18 protein-coding genes are annotated in these 16,971 nt (G+C 62.0%); 9 read left to right on the top strand and 9 right to left on the bottom strand.

Annotated features, from left to right (window positions below; genetic code table 11):
* Window positions 1-575 precede the first annotated feature (575 nt).
* The 7 genes from ACYVJ8_RS06870 to ACYVJ8_RS06900 all read right to left on the bottom strand — a co-directional run bounded on the left by ACYVJ8_RS06870 (window position 576) and on the right by ACYVJ8_RS06900 (window position 5,849).
* Entirely contained in the window at window positions 576-1,253 is a 678-nt protein-coding gene (locus ACYVJ8_RS06870; RefSeq protein ID WP_460710561.1) for a hypothetical protein, read from the bottom strand.
* 76 nt (window positions 1,254-1,329) lie between these two features.
* Window positions 1,330-2,220, bottom strand: a complete 891-nt coding sequence (locus tag ACYVJ8_RS06875) for a hypothetical protein (protein WP_460710563.1) — start codon at window positions 2,218-2,220, stop codon at window positions 1,330-1,332.
* Between the two features lie 350 nt (window positions 2,221-2,570).
* The gene (locus ACYVJ8_RS06880; RefSeq protein ID WP_460710565.1) at window positions 2,571-3,107 is read right to left on the bottom strand and encodes a hypothetical protein; all 537 of its coding nucleotides are present in this window, start codon (window positions 3,105-3,107) and stop codon (window positions 2,571-2,573) included.
* Between the two features lie 92 nt (window positions 3,108-3,199).
* Complete coding sequence (locus tag ACYVJ8_RS06885; RefSeq protein ID WP_460710567.1) at window positions 3,200-3,841, bottom strand: AbiU2 domain-containing protein; 642 nt, start codon at window positions 3,839-3,841, stop codon at window positions 3,200-3,202.
* A 63-nt stretch (window positions 3,842-3,904) separates the two neighbouring features.
* A complete protein-coding gene (locus ACYVJ8_RS06890; RefSeq protein WP_460710569.1) occupies window positions 3,905-4,330 on the bottom strand; it encodes a hypothetical protein in 426 nt (141 codons plus the stop codon).
* 669 nt (window positions 4,331-4,999) lie between these two features.
* On the bottom strand, window positions 5,000-5,257 hold the full coding sequence (locus ACYVJ8_RS06895) for an XAC0095 family protein (protein ID WP_460710571.1): 258 nt from the start codon (window positions 5,255-5,257) through the stop codon (window positions 5,000-5,002).
* A 313-nt stretch (window positions 5,258-5,570) separates the two neighbouring features.
* Window positions 5,571-5,849 carry a hypothetical protein gene (locus tag ACYVJ8_RS06900; RefSeq protein WP_460710573.1) on the bottom strand — a complete coding sequence of 93 codons (279 nt, stop codon included), beginning with the start codon at window positions 5,847-5,849 and terminating at the stop codon, window positions 5,571-5,573.
* Window positions 5,850-6,042: 193 nt separating this feature from the next.
* Between ACYVJ8_RS06900 and ACYVJ8_RS06905 the strand changes: the two genes are divergently transcribed.
* From ACYVJ8_RS06905 to ACYVJ8_RS06925, 5 genes are all read left to right on the top strand, one after another.
* Entirely contained in the window at window positions 6,043-6,558 is a 516-nt protein-coding gene (locus ACYVJ8_RS06905) for an FHA domain-containing protein (protein ID WP_460710575.1), read from the top strand.
* A 436-nt stretch (window positions 6,559-6,994) separates the two neighbouring features.
* Window positions 6,995-7,765 (top strand): SDR family NAD(P)-dependent oxidoreductase, encoded by a 771-nt coding sequence (locus ACYVJ8_RS06910; protein WP_460710577.1) that lies wholly within the window; start codon window positions 6,995-6,997, stop codon window positions 7,763-7,765.
* Window positions 7,762-8,058 carry a hypothetical protein gene (locus ACYVJ8_RS06915; RefSeq protein WP_460710579.1) on the top strand — a complete coding sequence of 99 codons (297 nt, stop codon included), beginning with the start codon at window positions 7,762-7,764 and terminating at the stop codon, window positions 8,056-8,058. The genes ACYVJ8_RS06910 and ACYVJ8_RS06915 overlap by 4 nt, the downstream gene beginning before the upstream one ends.
* The gene (gene yeiP, locus ACYVJ8_RS06920; protein ID WP_460710581.1) at window positions 8,055-8,621 is read left to right on the top strand and encodes an elongation factor P-like protein YeiP; all 567 of its coding nucleotides are present in this window, start codon (window positions 8,055-8,057) and stop codon (window positions 8,619-8,621) included. The genes ACYVJ8_RS06915 and yeiP overlap by 4 nt, the downstream gene beginning before the upstream one ends.
* Before the next feature lie 149 nt (window positions 8,622-8,770).
* Window positions 8,771-10,849, top strand: a complete 2,079-nt coding sequence (locus ACYVJ8_RS06925) for a phosphocholine-specific phospholipase C (protein ID WP_460710583.1) — start codon at window positions 8,771-8,773, stop codon at window positions 10,847-10,849.
* Here the strand turns inward: ACYVJ8_RS06925 and ACYVJ8_RS06930 are convergent.
* Window positions 10,836-11,429, bottom strand: coding sequence for an NUDIX hydrolase (locus tag ACYVJ8_RS06930; protein WP_460710585.1), 594 nt, complete (start codon window positions 11,427-11,429; stop codon window positions 10,836-10,838). The genes ACYVJ8_RS06925 and ACYVJ8_RS06930 overlap by 14 nt on opposite strands.
* Before the next feature lie 160 nt (window positions 11,430-11,589).
* Between ACYVJ8_RS06930 and ACYVJ8_RS06935 the strand changes: the two genes are divergently transcribed.
* From ACYVJ8_RS06935 to mtnC, 4 genes are all read left to right on the top strand, one after another.
* On the top strand, window positions 11,590-13,137 hold the full coding sequence (locus ACYVJ8_RS06935) for an amino acid permease (protein ID WP_460710587.1): 1,548 nt from the start codon (window positions 11,590-11,592) through the stop codon (window positions 13,135-13,137).
* Between the two features lie 98 nt (window positions 13,138-13,235).
* Entirely contained in the window at window positions 13,236-13,874 is a 639-nt protein-coding gene (locus ACYVJ8_RS06940; protein WP_460710589.1) for a methylthioribulose 1-phosphate dehydratase, read from the top strand.
* A 14-nt stretch (window positions 13,875-13,888) separates the two neighbouring features.
* Window positions 13,889-14,431, top strand: coding sequence for a 1,2-dihydroxy-3-keto-5-methylthiopentene dioxygenase (locus ACYVJ8_RS06945; RefSeq protein WP_460710591.1), 543 nt, complete (start codon window positions 13,889-13,891; stop codon window positions 14,429-14,431).
* A gap of 10 nt (window positions 14,432-14,441) precedes the next feature.
* Window positions 14,442-15,143 carry an acireductone synthase gene (gene mtnC, locus ACYVJ8_RS06950; RefSeq protein WP_460710593.1) on the top strand — a complete coding sequence of 234 codons (702 nt, stop codon included), beginning with the start codon at window positions 14,442-14,444 and terminating at the stop codon, window positions 15,141-15,143.
* Between the two features lie 193 nt (window positions 15,144-15,336).
* Here the strand turns inward: mtnC and ACYVJ8_RS06955 are convergent, their stop codons facing one another.
* Window positions 15,337-16,929 carry a calcineurin-like phosphoesterase C-terminal domain-containing protein gene (locus tag ACYVJ8_RS06955; protein WP_460710594.1) on the bottom strand — a complete coding sequence of 531 codons (1,593 nt, stop codon included), beginning with the start codon at window positions 16,927-16,929 and terminating at the stop codon, window positions 15,337-15,339.
* Window positions 16,930-16,971: the final 42 nt, after the last annotated feature.

Here is a 16,971-nt window from a genome sequence, read left to right on the forward strand (position 1 = left end):
CGAGGTATGTCAATAGCCGTATGTTTTACAGTGTATTGAAGTGTTGTGACCCAGCACTTGTTATGAGTGTCATAAACAAGGGAGTGCATGTCAGCAGTTTGCGGTTGACTCATGCATATGGTGTAACTGGAACTTCCATTAGCCCAAGAGATTGCCCCAAGAATGGGGTAGTCAACTGTGGAACTTGCGGATAAGTCACCACGCATGTGTTGGAGGTGATTCCTCGCAGTCTCGACGGACTCAAGCGTCTCTCGCAGCAGGCGTAGCTCAATGGTCTTCTTATTGATCAGCGGGAGCGCATCGACAACTGACCCAAAGCGGTGAGAAAAGTCAATTAATGCAACAGCGGCCAACAGTGGGGACGCCGCTCTGCCCTGGATGTCAACTTTGGACTGAATGTCGGGCTCTAACGCCGCGAGCTCTTGCGTCAAGCGGGCGAGAATAAGATCCGAGGCGAGAAGGGACCGTCGAGCTGTCTCAAACAGCAGGACAAACTTTTCTTGTGGTGATCTCGTCATTGGGGCCTAACGCTTGAATTAAGCCGAGCCGCGGAGCGGCTTGGGCCTTAATGAATTTTAGGGCGTACCGCGTGTACGCCCCGGCGCGAATTGAATTGCTAGGTCCCTGAGCTCGCCCGGTTGAACTGGCGCATCTTTGATGCCAAGCCACTCAAATAGTAGGCGCGCACAGTCCTGCTTTACGTAAATAAAAATCTTCTGCATAACATCGATCGGCAAGCTAATCTGGTGCTCTTCTGTGATGAGTGACCCGAGCACTTTGAGGCGTCGATACTCCTCGTGCCGAACTTTTCCTTTCGCGTGGAGAACAGCATGACGGACTATCCGCAAGTCACCGTGGATATCCGACTTTATGCGGTTAGGCTCGACACCTGCAGCTGCGGCTAATCGAGGCCTTATCTCGTCTTCCCAATACGTGAAGAGAAAAATAAGGATGGCCCGCGCATGCTGCTGCTCGTTCAGTCCAGTCTTGCCGTTTTCTGCCAAGTAGTCTTCAGCACGGCTGATGCGATTGTGGATGACATCCGGCCGGCTTGGATCTTCGTAGCTCGACCAAACAACGACGGGCATCCCGTTCTCAATCTTGCGACTGATGGGGCGAGTGACGCGGTGGACTTGAGTCTCGACCCGAGCGACGTTGCCCTCAAAGCCTGATAGGGCATCCATGTACATACCCACCTGCTGTGCCAGGAAATCAAGGTAGTCGCGGATGACTTCATCGAAGCGCTCGTTCATCTGGCCTATATCTCCATGTGCGCCCCAACGCCTGAGTTAAGCCGAGGCGCGAAGCGGCTTCGGCTTGAACGAATTGTTAGCGCGCTCCCTGGAATGCCAGACGCAGTTGAACGAACTCTTCATCAGAAATCTCATCGCTAGGGTAGTCATCAGGATCCTCTATTTGCCAAGGAATGACAGATGTGACGACGTGCTTGTATCCAACGCGAAACCCATTGGGTGCATAGACCATTTGAACAAATGGCGACTGCTCCCAGGCCTTCCTGATGTAACACTCCCCAGGTGCGGGAAGTAACCAAGGCAAGTTTCCGAATGACGAAAACTGGTTGTTGACAATGCCTTCAAAGTTTCTAATGGCTTCTAAGGCTAGCTGCTTAACGTTTAACTCAGTTTCCAGATTGAAGTGGATGGCGCGGTTGCGTCGCTCAGTTAGCTCTAGAAATTGCGCTTCTGCCTCTGGCGTGAGAATGCCCCATTGAGACAGGGCATCGATAGCCAATGGCCAGTGGTCAAACGAATCCTTGCGATAGACCTTCTTGTAGAGATCGTGCGCTTTGTAGTGGCCACGAAGTCCGATAACAAGATGATTTAGGACGCGCTCCCCAAGTGCGCACACGGCCGTAAGTGCGGGATAGTACTGGCCATGAACAAAGGCGTGTCGGGCTTGGGACAGAAACTCGTTGTGAAAAGCGACGACTGAGAAAGGCTTTGGCCCGAGCGCTTTGAAATTCTCCAGCTTGGCGTCGAAATGCAACTCACCGTAATGCTTCTTCAGCTCGGCGAGAATTCCGGCTTGAGTTGCTAGATGCAAATCTCTTACCGCATCCTCCCAGTGGTCGGGGATGGGGTCCAAGAACAATGCTCGGCTGTCAAAGTCAAAGCTTAAGATTCGATAACGTTGCATAGAGCGCGCTAACGCCTGAATTAAGCCGAGCCGCGAAGCGGCTTCGGCTTGAATGAATTGCAATTGTTAGATTGCGTCGCCAAGCGCTGGAAACCGCCAGGGCTTTAGCTTTACACCAACAACCTCTCGCAAATGCGTCCTTGTTTGAGAAATTATTGAACGAGCGCTCCTTTCCGTAACGCGCCTGCGATTGTGGTGGGAGACTTCGAGAATCGGAGTGGCATCCTCCAGGATTCTGAAGGAGAAGCCGTTTCCGTGATCTTCGCTAGAGAAACTGCACTGATACGGCAAGAATGCCGTGGAGAGGATCTCCGCGAACTTTTCAAAGGAAATCTCGCTGCGATGATCGTTCATAAGCAATCTAACGCCTGAATTAAGCCGAGCCGCGAAGCGGCTTCGGCTTGAATGAATTGTTAGACCTTGACGCCTGATGCCAGTGCAATGATAGATGCAGTGGCACAAACGATTTGGCCGAATACAAGCAAGGCCTGGGTCTGAGAGGTTTTGGCGGTAAATTTTGCGCTTGCCATGAGATCTCCCCGCATGGCTATTTTAAAGGTGCGCCATGCAATGCATCGGTACGGAAGCAGCAGACCGCTGAGGAGTCGGTTGATAAAAGCCGGAAATACGAATCTTTCCGCAGAGCCAATGGCATCACCTAGCTGTTTGGCGATACGCTCATTTGAGGCGAGGCCAGACATTACGCTCACAGAAAGAAGACGAGCGAGCATTCCTAGTAGAAGCGAAGCGGTGAACCAGTACAGTGCCCAGCGGATGCTGTATGACGAGAAAAACTTTGCAACTGAATCTATATTTGTAAGGAACAAAGTGAAGGCAGCGCCAAGGCCTGCCATCAGCCATGCTGAAAATTTGGATAGAAGCGGTGTTGAAATCGCTGCGCCTTGCAGAAGAAGGTCACCGGCGATCTTCTGCTCAGTGCTGAATCGCATTGGCTTTTTCAATCGACGCTCCGAGGGGTTGGATCAAGGTCTAACGCCTGAATTAAGCCGAGCCGCGAAGCGGCTTCGGCTTGAATGAATTGTTAGGGCGCACTAGCCGACTCCGCCTGAAGCCGCTCTAGCTTTTTTAACTTATGCACAAGTAGTCGAGCCCCGTCCGTGTCTATGAAATCCTCGTACATCATGGTGCTGTCGCGAAAGTGATTGTCGAGGCGATTCAAAGCTGCTCTAAGCGCGGCAAGCATGTCCTCAACCCGAGCCCTACTGATGCCGCTCAGTGGGTTGGAGCTGCGATTACTCAGGTAGTTGTGGTCTTGGTGCGCGATGCGCTTGTTGCGGTGCTCTCGCGCAAACTCAGCTTCGGTCACGGCTTTGGAACAAAGATCTTGGACTTCTGCGGCAAGCACCGGGTCGGCTAGAAGTAGCGGAAGAGATTGTATTGTCAAGTTTTTGTTGCGGCCTGTGGCAGGCGGGTCGGTCATTCTGGATATGCCAAGAAGGACGCTATCCCATAGCTCGTCTTGCACGACCTTAAAAAATAACCCAGCACTCCGATTGAGTAGCTGCACAGTGTCGAAATCAGATCCAAAAAGCTGACGGTACTGTTGCCAGACAATGTGAAGTTCAACGAGCTCCCGATACAATTCGTAGAAGCTGTCGCCAAGCTCCTGTCCCATGGAGGAGATGTACTCTGCTCTTACTTCATCGGGTGATCGCGTTGCCATCCGAGTGCGCCCTAACGCCAGAATTAAACCGAGCCGCGAAGCGGCTTCGGCTTGAATGAATTGTTAGGCCCCAAGCCCGCAGACCTGACCGTGCAGTGGTTTTGACGCCTCGTCTCGGCCACCTTTGAGCATTCTCTGCACGAAGCCCCGATCGAGTGCGGCCTCCGAAAGCTGAGCCTCGTGAAGGGCGCGAAGCAGCCCGCCCACATCTTGAAGCCGACCGAACGCTGCTGCCTCTTGGCAGTCATTGCCAAGCGCCTGATAGGGCTCCCGGCAAAGATCGACTGCGGCCGCCTGTTGTGCAACCAAGGCACCAAGCCCCTGCTGGATTTCACGAATCGATTGCCCGCCATCTAGCTGTCGCTGAGCGGTTGCGATTGCAGCTTTTTGAGCATCAAGCAACCGATCGACGGCCGAGCAATCAGGGGCTGGATACTGCTCGGCGCATGCCGTGAGCAAGAATAAAAAGATGAGCGAATATCGGCGCACGATGATGTTCTCTGGGGCCTAACGCTTAGTAGATCCCAAAAGCTGGGATATGGACCGGATGTTCAGGCAGCCTCAAAAACCCGTCAAGGCGGGTCTCGGCCCGGGAAATCATTGCCTTATGGCGATACGTCCCCGCCCACGTACGATCGTTCAGGCGCGCATATTGGGCTAACTGGGGTGATAACAGATATCACCTCATTTTGTGGCTTTTGCGTGCCGCTGCCAGTGACCGCCCTGGGTCCGAAGCAGACTTCTAATACGGCGAGGCGTTGATCTCTGTTCGCTCAGACCTATAGGTCCAGCGGCAAGGCTCTTTAGGTGCTAGCTCAGACCAGGGAAGGTCTTAGATCAAGGCTTCTGGGGTACTGGGTCACGCCACGGAAGGTCTTCGGCCAAGGCGTCTGGAGTACTAGGTCAAGCCTCGCAAGGTCCGAAGGCACGGCTCCAGCGCCATGAGTTAGGAGCTAAGAAGGTCTTGAGCCAAGGCTCCCGGGGTACGACTTGAGGCCTCGGAAGGTCCGAAGCCGAGGCTTTGGAGGTGCTGGCGGAAGACTCGAGAGGTCTTAGGGCTAGGCTCTTGGGATATTCGCGAAGACCTCGGAAGGTCTGAAGCAAAGACTTTTAGGGTCTCAGCCAAGACCTGAGAAGGTGTTGCCGGAAGCGCCCGAGCTATTGATCAGCAGGCATGCGCTGCTCCGGCCACCACGCTGCACGCACCACGGCATCCAGCTCATCCGCGAGCCGATGGAAGCATTGGGTCAAGGCGTGATAGGTCAGCGCCGATTCGTCGAAGTCCTCGCCGCGGGGCGTGGCCAGGTTGGCGAGCAACCGCAGGTTGTCGCGGCTTCGCAGCAATGCTTCGTAGCCATCTTCGGGCAGCTGATAGGCCCTGCCTGCAACAGGGCGAGAACGGTGTTCCTCTTGCATTGCGGTTGCTCCAGACAGCCGGAGGGAGGCTGCTTGCGCCACGGCGTGGCGCAAGAGTGTCGGGAGGGTAGAAACCGCACACAGCCGGCGGGCAGTTTTCCCCTTGCGGGTGTTGTATAGCTGCCGCCCTCCCGACGCAGAGCACCTGCGTCAGTTTGCGCCCCAAGAAAAACCTTGGGGCACAAAAAGCCCACCAGATTGACGGAGGTGGGCGCCGCTGTGTGACCGGAGTTTCTACGCTCCGAGAACAGTCTCTTGTCGGCAATTCAGTCGGTCAAGGCCAATATCCCTATCGCTGTGGGCAGGCAGCCCTTCAATCGCGCGCGAGACCGCGCGCAGCGGCGACCGCAGCCTGCAGGACCTTGACGTACCTCACGCGGGTCTGCGCCGCTTGGCCTGCAGCGGCCTCCAGCCCCTCGACATACGCCGCCATCAACGCAGACGCGTTGTGCTGGTCACCTAGCTCGCGCATTGTCTTGGCCACCGCGTCGCGCAGATGCCAGTCCACGTTCTTGCCCTTCTCTGCTTCAATGGCGAGGTCGACGACGCGCAGCAGATGCGGCGTCACGAGACCAACGACGGTGGCTTTCATCCATTCAACCCTGCTTTCCGAATGCCGCAAGGTTAACGCAGGGGGCTGTACTCGTGGAGTGGAAACCGGGGTTCCCTCGCCGCGCCGCCCCCTGCCTCATACGACGGCGTCTGTCGGGCGGCTATGGCAAGTCGGTCGCAGTTGACGTATAGAGTGCCAGCGTTTGGCGCACTTCCGGGGGGAGGGGGAAGCCATGGGCATGGTCGCCACTGACGTAAAGACGACGCAAACCAGAGTCGCGCGCGGGGATGCCACGCCCACAGCCATTGGTGCGGTCGCACCGGGTTATGTGCTTCGCGGGGTCACCGGCGACTTATTCGGGCGGATCTTCCACATCGAGCGCCCATCGACGATCGGAAGGTCGCCGGAATGCGACATCCACATCGACGACCCGGGGATATCGCGGGAGCACGCTCGCCTGATCCCGTTGGATAAGGGCCTGCGTATCGAGGACATGAATTCGACCAACGGAAGCTACATCAACGATCTGCAAGTGAATTGCGCATCAGCGCTCGACGGCGATGAGGTGAGATTTGATCGCCTGCGGTTCCGGGTCGAGGTCCGGCATGGTCCTGAGGCTGTTGCGCGTGGCGAGTTGCGCGACGCGCGCGAGCAAACGCGCCGCAGTGCGCTTTGGACGGCTATCGGCGTAGCGGTCGTCGCTATCGTCGGCGCCGTTACCTACGCTGCCTTATGGGCCATCAGCTAGAGCGATTGAACAGCGTCGCGTTCCTAGCTTGCGTCGAGGTCGATGCCAGCCTGTAGTTGGAAGGCCGGAAACTCCCCAGTGCGACGTATGGCACGAAGGCGAAGTTCTTCAAGCACCCGTTCGCCAGTGAGGGTCAACCTAATGGGGTCGCCTTCGATCAGTCCGCGATTCGCCAGACCGAATCTAACTGACGGCGCCATGTGTACCTCAGCCCGCTCAACGCGTTCGAGGACCCGCCTTAAACCTTGTTCTTCCAGACTGAGTTTTGCCATTACTTCCGATCCGCCCCCGTGCGAATCCATCGTAAGTCAGCTTTACGCGACAAATAGGTGAAAACCCCCTCCTGCCGTTGAAAAGCGAGACGTTGGTCGCACTTGGCGGCAGGAGGCAGCTCACGGGGTAAAATCGCCTTTTTCCGCCTCATCAGGACCGCCCCATGCAGCTCAATACCGTCCGCGCCATCGTCACCGGCGGCGTTTCCGGCCTCGGCCTGGCCGTGGCCAAGCATCTGGTCGCCCACGGCGGCAAGGTCGCGCTGTTCGACGTGAACGACGAGAAGGGCGCCGCCGCGGTCGCCGAACTCGGCGACGCCAACGCGCGCTACTTCAAGACGGACGTGACCAGCGAAGCCGGTGTCACCGCCAATGTCGACGCGGCCAAGGCCTTCCTCGGCGGCCTCAACGCCGCGATCAATTGCGCCGGCATCCTCGGCGCAGGGCGCATGCTCGGCAAGGATGGCCCGATGCCGCTGTCGCAGTTCCAGACCACGGTGATGGTGAACCTGGTCGGCAGCTTCAACGTCGCCAAGGCCGCGGCCGCGGTGATGCAGAACAACGAAGCGGGCGAAGACGGCGAACGCGGCATCATCGTCAACACCGCCTCGGTCGCAGCCTACGAAGGCCAGATCGGCCAGGCCGCGTATTCGGCCAGCAAGGGCGGCGTGGTCGGCATGACCCTGCCGATGGCGCGTGAACTGTCGCGCTTCGGCATCCGCGTGATGACCGTCGCGCCGGGCGTGTTCTGGACCCCGATGGTCGACGGCATGCCCGAATCCGTGCAGCAGTCGCTCGCCGCCACCATCCCCTACCCGTCGCGCCTGGGCCGTCCGGAAGAGTTCGCCGATCTGGTCGCGTACATCCTCGGCAACCGCTACCTCAACGGCGAGACCATCCGCCTGGACGGCGCGACGCGCCTGGCGCCGAAGTGAACAACGTGCACCCGCGCACCACGCAGTGGATTCTCGAGCGCTGGCCGGCGATCCGCGCGCGTGGTCTCGTTCGTTTCCTGCTGGTGCGCGGCGTGCTGACCTGGGGCGGCATCGTGGCGATCGCCATGGCCGCTCTGGTGACTTTCAAGCTGGGCATCGACCATCCGCGCCTGCCCCTGCTGCTCGCCATCGATGCCCTGCTCAGCGGCATCAGCGGTGCGGCCTGGGCCGCCTGGACCTGGTGGGCCAGCGAACGCATCTACCTCTCCCTTACTTCCGACCGAAATCCATGAAGGCTTACGACGTAAAGAAAGGCAACGTTGTCGAACACAACAACGCCGTCTACCAGATCCGCGACATCGAGCGCAGCTCGCCGCAGGGCCGCGGTGGCAACGTGAAGTATCGCTTCACCATGTACAGCGTTCCGGGCGGCGCGAAGCTCGACGTCAGCATGGGCGCTGAAGACGAACTCAAGGAAGTCGAACTGAGCCGCCGCCAGGCCACCTTCTCGTACAAGGACGGCGAAGCGTTCGTGTTCCTCGACGACGAGGACTACACGCCCTACACGCTCGACGCGGACGTGGTCGGCGACGCCGCCGGCTACATCGTCGACGAGCTGTCCGGTTGCTATGTGCAGATCATCGACGACCAGCCGGTCGCGGTGCAGCTGCCGCAGAACGTGGCGATCGAAGTCGTGGAAACGCCGCCGGAGCTCAAGGGCGGCACCGCCACCAAGCGCCCGAAGCCGGCGAAGCTGTCGACCGGCATCGAGATCATGGTCCCCGAGTACATCGGCAATGGCGAGAAGGTGCTGGTTAATACGGCCACCGGCGAATTCGCCGGACGCGCGGACTGATTCCGCGCCGCGACGATGGGGACCGGTCGACCTCGGTCCCCATCCCGCGCCGGATGGACCGACCTGTCCATCTGCCGCAACATCGTTGACACGCTCGCCGCGCAACACTTGCCTGTCGCGGCCCCGACGGCCGCATAAGGAGATGCGCCATGGTCGACGGAACCCGCCGTGATTTCCTCAAGCTCGCCGGCGCCGCCGGTGCGCTGAGCCTGTTGCCGCCGAGCATCCGCGCCGCGCTCGCGACGCCCGCGGCCACCGTCACGGGCACGATCTCCGACGTGCAGCACGTGGTGATCCTGATGCAGGAGAACCGCTCGTTCGACCACTATTTCGGCGCGCTGCGCGGCGTGCGCGGCTTCGACGATCCCCGCCCGATCTCGCTGCCCAACGGCAAGACCGTGTGGAATCAGCCGAAGACTGCGACCCGGAACATCCTGCCGTTCCACTTGAGCACCGAAACGACGGCGGCGCAGTGCCTGGCCGACATCGACCACAGTTGGAAGGGTTCGCACACGCTGTGGAAGGACTACAACGCGTGGGTCAAGGTGAAAGGCGAGATGTCCATGGGGCATTTCACCCGCGACGATCTGCCCTTCTATTACGCGCTCGCCGATGCCTTCACCGTGTGCGACGCCTACTACTGCTCGATCTTCGGACCGACCAATCCGAATCGTCTGCATCTGTTCAGCGGTACCAGCGGGCTCACCGTCGGCAACAACGGCACGCAGGCCGTCAACAACGCCGACGACGGCAACTGGACGGCCGACATGGCCAAGGACAACGCCGCCTTCGCCGGACTGGGTTGGAAGACCTACGCCGAACGCCTGCAGACCGCCGGCGTGGACTGGCGCGTGTATCAGGAATACGACAACTACGGCGACAATCTGCTGCAGAGCTTCGCTGCCTTGCGCAAGCTCGATACGGCATCGGCGCTGTATCAGCGCGGACGCGCCTGGGTGCCCGGTTCGACGTCGGCGAATGCATCGGCGTCGCGCGGCGAACATCTGATCGCGGAGTTCGCCAAGGACGTACGTAACGGCACGCTGCCGCAAGTGTCATGGATCGTGCCGCCCTACATCATGTCCGAGCATCCGGCCGCCACGCCGGCCTACGGCGAATCGCTGACGGCGCGGCTGCTCGAGGCGCTGGTCGCCAATCCGGAGGTGTGGGCCAAGACCGTTTTCATCATCAACTACGACGAGAACGGCGGCTTCTTCGACCATGTCCCCGCGCCGCTGCCGGCCATCACCGGCAGCCTGGGCAAGAGCACCGTCGACACCAGCGCCGAAAGCTACGGCGGCGTCCCGGTCGGACTGGGCGTGCGCGTGCCGATGCTGGTGATTTCGCCCTGGAGCAAGGGCGGCTGGGTCAATTCGCAGGTGTTCGACCACACCTCGGTACTGCGCTTCCTGGAGGCGCGCTTCGGCGTGGCCGAACCCAACATCGGTGCGTGGCGCCGCGCGGTGACGGGCGACTTGAGTACCGCGTTCGACTTCGCCAATCCCAATGCGGCGTGGCCGTCGTTGCCAGACACCGGCACCAGCATGACCAACGCGGACCAGAGCTGCGCGTTGCGCACGCCGACCGCGCCGAACAAGGCCTCGATGCCGCGCCAGGAGCTCGGTAGCCGGCCCGCGCGCGCCCTGCCGTATTCGCTGCACGTCAACGGCCGGTTGGAAGCCGCCAGCGGACGTTACTGGCTCGATTTCGGCAACGACGGCGTCGCCGGGGCCGGTCTCACCGTGTACGCGCGCAATCGCAGCGACGGCCCGTGGTTCTACACCCTGGGCGCGAATACGCAGTTGTCGGACTACTGGAGCGCCGCGCAGTACACGGCCGGACGCTACGACCTGTCGGTGTATGGGCCCAACGGATTCCTGCGCGTGTTCCAGGGCGATCTGTTCAAGGCGACGGCGCAGGGCGGCGCGAATCCCGAAGTGCAGGCCAGCTACGACGTAGTGAACCAACAGCTGCTGCTGCGCTTCACCAACACCGGCAGCGGCGCCTGCACGCTCACTTTGCATCCCAACCTCTACAGCTCCGCCGCTGCGCGCCTGTATGCATTGGCCGCAGGCGCCAGCATCACCGACACCTGGCCGCTGACGGCGGGAGGGCGCTGGTACGACCTGAGCATCACGTCCAATTCCGACACCACCTACCTGCGCCGCATCGCGGGGCACCTGGAGACCGGCGCGCCGAGCGTCAGTGATCCGGCTATCGGCGCTTGATCCACTTCGCCGCCATCCGCTGCATGGATTCGTCCGCGTGCGCGTCGTTGGCGATCTCCGCCACGTCGCGCCATGCCAGCGCGTGCGATTCGTCGCTGACGACGAACTGCTCGTCGTCGCCCGCGTGCACCACGTAGCGCACGTCGTAATGCCAGTGGCCGGGCACGTCGCCGCGCTCGGGAATCCAATGGCGGTCGAGATCGAAGATGCGGTTCTCGACCGTCAGTCCGGGTAAGCCGGATTCTTCTTCAGCTTCCTTCAGCGCGACCCGGGCGAGATCGCGATCGCCATCGGCATGGCCGCCGAGCTGCAGCCAGCGGTCGAGCTTGCGATGGTGCGTCAGTAGCGCGCGTTCGCCCGAGCGATCCACCAGCCACGACGAGGCGGTGAAATGTCCTGCCAGCCGTTGCCGGGTGAAGGGGTCGTCGGGACCGTTTTCAGCGAGCAAGCCGCCAAACAAATCCACGACAGCCGCCTCCGCGGGCCATCGCTGCGCATAGTCCCGCAACTCATGATGCAGTGCGTCAATTTCGGATTCGCGGGAAATGGCAGTCGGGGCGGAGGCAGCGGGGTCGTTCATGGGCGCGGTGCTCGTACGGCCCGCGATTATCGCTTGTACCGCCCTCTGACCGCTGCGCCTTGTGCCCCCGCGTCGCCACAAGGTATGGTGCGGCCGGCTCACGTACCGCCCCACTGCGGATCCCGTGCGTCTGGACAATCCGCTTCTCGGGGAGAACGTAATGCTGTTTCAACGCAGGAAACCGCTGGACCTTATTCTGGAGACCGCCAGCAAGCGCGCGCTGACGCGCCAGCTCGGCGCCTTCGACCTAACGATGCTCGGCATCGGTGCGGTCATCGGCACGGGTATCTTCGTGCTGACCGCCGTCGCGGCCAACAAGGCCGGTCCCGGCATGATGTATTCGTTCGTGATCGCCGGCATCGTCTGCGCGCTCACTGCGTTGATCTACTCCGAAATCGCGGCGATGGTGCCGGTCTCCGGCTCCGCCTACACCTATTCCTATGCCGTGCTGGGCGAACTGATCGCCTGGATGGTCGGCTGGGCGCTGATCCTTGAATACGCGGTCGCCGCAGGCGCGGTCTCGGTCGGCTGGTCCGGCTATGCCAATGGCTTCCTGGCCCAACATGGCGTCGGTTTGCCCGACTTCCTTACCGCCGGTCCGTTCTGGATCGAACACGTGAAGGATCAGGGCGACGTCGTGCACATGGTCGATGGCGTCACGCACAAGGGCGGCTTCAACCTGATCGCCTTCCTGCTTGCGCTCGCCGTGACCGGACTGCTCGTCGCCGGCACGTCGAAGTCGGCCAAGGTCACCGCGGTGCTGGTGCTGATCAAGATCGTGGCCCTGATGGCCTTCATCGCACTGGCCTTCCCGAAGGTCCAGGGCACCAATTTCGAACCCATGCTGCCCAACGGCTGGGGTACGCCGCTCTCCGGCGTCGGCGTGCTGGGCGCGGCGGCTTCGATCTTCTTTGCCTATGTCGGCTTCGATGCGGTATCGACCGCGGCAGAGGAGACCAAGAATCCGAACCGCAACATCCCCATCGGCCTGATCGGCTCGCTCGCCATCTGCACCATCATCTATCTGCTGGTCGCCTACACCGCGGTCGGCTCGATGGGTGCGCAGCCGGGTGGCCCGCTGTCGGAAAGCAAGGAACCGCTCGCCTTCGTGCTGCGCCAGATCGGCCACCCGATGGTCGGTGACATGGTCGGATTCGCCGCCATCCTGGCGCTGCCGTCGGTGGTTCTGATGATGATGTTCGGTCAGACCCGCATCCTGTTCACCATGTCGCGCGACGGCCTGCTGCCGGAGAAGCTGTCGCACGTCCATCCGCGCTTCCACACCCCGCACGTGATCACCTGGATTACCGGCGTCTTCGTGGCGTTTTTCGCCGCGCTGTTTCCGGTCGACATCCTGGCCGACATCTCCAATGCCGGTACGCTGTTCGCCTTCGCGGCGGTCGCCATCGGCGTGATGGTGCTGCGCAAGACGGAGCCGAACCGCGCGCGTCCCTTCCGGACTCCGCTGGTGTGGATCGTCGGCCCGCTGGCCTTGGCCGGCTGCGCCCTGTTGTTCTTCAGCCTCGGCTGGAATCCGACGATCAAGTTCTTCGTCTTCTGGGCGATCCTCGGCCTCGTGGTGTACTTCCTGTACGCGCGCCGCGGCAGCCATCTGGCACCCGGCAACGAACACCTGCTGCACGGCCTGGCGGGCGACAAGCTCCCGCCCGACCCGCTGGTCCACGAAGGCCCCGCCACCGGTCCGTAACCGGCCCCGCGGTCGCTCAGGAAAAGCCCGGCTTCGGCCGGGCTTTTTCGTTATGAGCCGTCGCCTTGGCCTTTCACCCGGGTTGCTACAATTTGCGCATGAATTCCACGCTTCCCTATGACCCCGCCCGCCTGGCCCAGTGCGCCATGGAGATCATCGTCAACGTGCGCGAACTGTCCGCGCGCGGGTGGACGCCGGCGACCAGCAGCAATTTCTCCCGCCGGATCGACGCGCACAACGTCGCGATCACCGTGTCCGGCCGCGACAAGGGCAAATTGAACGAAGCCGACATCATGGTCGTCGATCTCGATGGCCGCCCCGTCGCCACCGACCTGAAGTCGTCCGCGGAAACCCTGCTGCACACCCAGCTGTACAAACGCTTCCCGGACATCGGCTGCGTCCTGCACACCCATTCGCACAACCAGACCGTGGCCTCGCGCCTGTACGCGGGCATGGGCCACGTGCACCTGGAAGGCTACGAACTGCTCAAGGCCTTCGCCGGCACGACCACGCACGACGTCGAGATCGACGTGCCGGTGTTCGCCAACACCCAGGACATGCATACCCTCGCCGCCCAGGTCGACGCCCTGCTCGACAAGCAGCCGCTGTGGGGCTACCTGATCGACGGCCACGGCCTGTACGCCTGGGGCCGCGACATGGCCGAGGCACGCCGTCATCTGGAAGCCTTCGAGTTCCTGCTCGGCTGCGAACTCGATCTGCGCCGCCTGCGCTCGTGATACGGAAATAGACGATGAGCCGCCTACGCATTTTCAACGAAGACAATCCGCGCGAGCCGCAGTTCGCCACCGAGGATCAGGCCGAAATGGCGCGCCAACTGGCGAAGATCCAGGTGGGCTTCGAGCAGTGGAGCGCCGGCAAGCCGGTGGTGCCGGGCGACGCACCCGACATCATCCTCGACGCCTATCGCGCCGACATCGACCGCCTGATCGCCGAGCGCGGCTTCAAGACCGTCGACGTGGTGAGCATCGCGCCGGACAACCCGCAGAAGGAAACGATGCGGGCCAAGTTCCTCAACGAGCATTTCCACAAGGAAGACGAAGTGCGTTTCTTCGTGGCCGGCTCGGGCCTGTTCACGCTGCACGTGGCCGACAAGGTCTACGAGATCCGCTGCGAACAGGGCGACCTGATCTCCGTGCCCGATAGCGCGCTGCATTGGTTCGACATGGGACCGGAGCCGAGCTTCGTGGCGATCCGCTTCTTCACCGTGCCGGATGGGTGGGTCGGGCATTTCACCGGGACGGACATCGCGCAGCGGTTTCCGCGCTATGAGTAAGAGCACCCCCATGCCCATCCGCGCCATCCTCACCGACATCGAAGGCACCACCAGCAGCATCTCCTTCGTCAAGGACGTGCTGTTTCCTTACGCGCGTCGTGCCCTGCCCGCCTTCGTCGCCGCGCGCGGCAAGGAGCCAGGCGTGCGCCAGTGGCTGGACTCGGTCGCCGCGGAGAACGGCGGCATGTGCGACGACAGCATGATCGTGGAAGTGCTGCAGGGCTGGATCGACGAAGACCGCAAGCACACCGCGCTCAAGGCGTTGCAGGGCATGGTCTGGGCCGACGGCTACCGTTCCGCCGATTTCACCGCGCACATCTATCCCGATGCGGCACCCGCGCTGCAGGCCTGGAAGGAATCCGGATTGCCGCTGTACGTGTATTCCTCCGGCAGCGTGCCGGCGCAACGCCTGTTCTTCGGACACAGCGCGGCGGGCGACCTGACGCCGCTGTTCTCGGGCTGGTTCGACACGGAAATTGGCGGCAAGCGCGACGCGGACAGCTATCGCCGGATCGCCACGGACATCGGCCTGCCGCCTGCTGAGATCCTGTTCCTTTCCGACGTGGTCGAGGAACTGGATGCGGCACGGGAGGCCGGACTATCGACGGTGTTGATCGATCGCCGCGACGACTATCCGTCGCCGCGCACCGGCGATGCCGCGCGCGGGCATGCGCGCGTCGAATCTTTCGCGGACATCGCGCTGCGCCCTTAGAAACGGCAACGGCAACGCTCGCTGCGCTCGCGCCCCTCACCCGCCCGTTGGGCACCCTCTCCCCGCAAGCGGGGAGAGGGAGGCGTACAGCGCGACTGAAACGACAATATTCCCTCTCTTCTCCCCGCTTGCGGGGAGAAGATGCCCGGAGGACAGATGAGGGGGAGCGAGCGCAGCGAGCTGCCTTGAGCGTTCACGGCGAAGCATCCATGAGCCGGTACGTGGTTTCCGCCGTATCGAACTGCCGTCCCGGCGTCGTGCCTAACGCGCGCACGGCCACGCGATGTTCGCCCGCTCGCAGGTTCGTCGGCAGCGCAGCGCGCCATAGATGCGCAGACGCCGAGGCTTCGGGCAGGCGGTCGTAGCCACGCAGGGCTTCGGCCTGGTCGTCGCGCATGTTCTCCGCGACTACGCGCGGGTCCGGCTGTTCGATTCGCTGCATCGCCTTCCATTCGCCCTCGTCGATGCGGAACTCGACACGGGTGTCGTCGCGCCCCATGAACACGTTCGCGTAGACGAAGGTCCCCGGCCAGGCGCCGCGACGCAGCACCTTGGGTGCGTGCAATGCGATCGCCGCCTCCACGTCGCGCGCGGGATGCCAGGCCAATTGATAGCTGCGGTCGGTCGCGATCCGCAACGTGGCGAAACCGTTCGGCGTGCCGTCGGCCATCATGGTGTCCGGCATACCTTGTGCATCCTTCACGCCGGACCAGAACGAGCCGCACGCCGCACCGACGTTGTATTCATGCAAAGGCTTCGCACCATGCCAGCCGCTGGAGGCGTCATGGAATACATGACGCTGCGCATGGCTGTGCCCGCTGAGCAGGAGCACGTGCGGAAAATCCCACAGCAGCGCGAACAGGCGCTCGCGATCGGCGTGGCGGAACGTCTCCTTGCCCGGCGCCGCGTCGAAGAACGGGATATGCACACCGATCACTATCAAACGATCGCGCGGCACGGTCGCCAGATACGACGAGAGAAAGGCGAACTGCGTTTCGCGCAGCCCGCCGATGTAATCGCCGGCCGGACGCGGATGGTAGATCACGTCGTCGAGCGCGACGAAGACGGCGTTGGCTTCCTCCCAGACGAAGGTATCCGGGCCGTAGGTGTTGCGGAACGTGCGCAGCGAATCCTCGTCGCGCGGCGCATCGGCGTCCAGGTCGTGATTGCCGGCCACGTGCAGCCAGGGCACGTGCATCTTCGCCGTCACGCGATTGAGCGCGGGATACAGCGACAGATCGTCGTTGACGATGTCGCCCAGGCTGATGCCCAGATCGGCGGCGGGCGACGGACGCGAGGCCAGGACCGAAGCGACCACGTCGCGGTCGTAGTAGCCGACATCGGTCAGCGATTTCGGCTGCGGATCGGTGAAGACCAGCACGTCGAGCGCCCCATCGCGCCGCGGCTTCTGCGGCACCAGGGCGAAGTCGCGGCAGCCGGCGGGCTGCCGCGGAATCCCGCCGTACTTGAGCGACGGTCCCGCCTGTGCTTGCAGATGACGCCAGAAATCCGGCGTGCCGTCCGCGCGTGCGGGGAAGCCGTAGCCGGCCGGCTTGATGACGAATACCGTGCCATCTTCGATGGGCAAGGAGTAGCGCCCGTCGCGCGCGGTCACGACGATGCGTTCGCCGTCCGACACTTTGATCCCGGCCAGGCCGGGCTCGCCGCGGTCGCGCCGGCCGTTGCCGTTGTCGTCGCGATACACGACGCCGGCGTTGCACACGGCCGATTGCGCGAAGGCCGGCGTCGTAAGCGCAGCTAGGACAAGAAAAAGCAGGAATCGCATGCGGCCTCCGTGGTCGCAGCGATTATCCGAGGCGGCGGTGAC

Source organism: Lysobacter terrae (genome assembly GCF_054782215.1).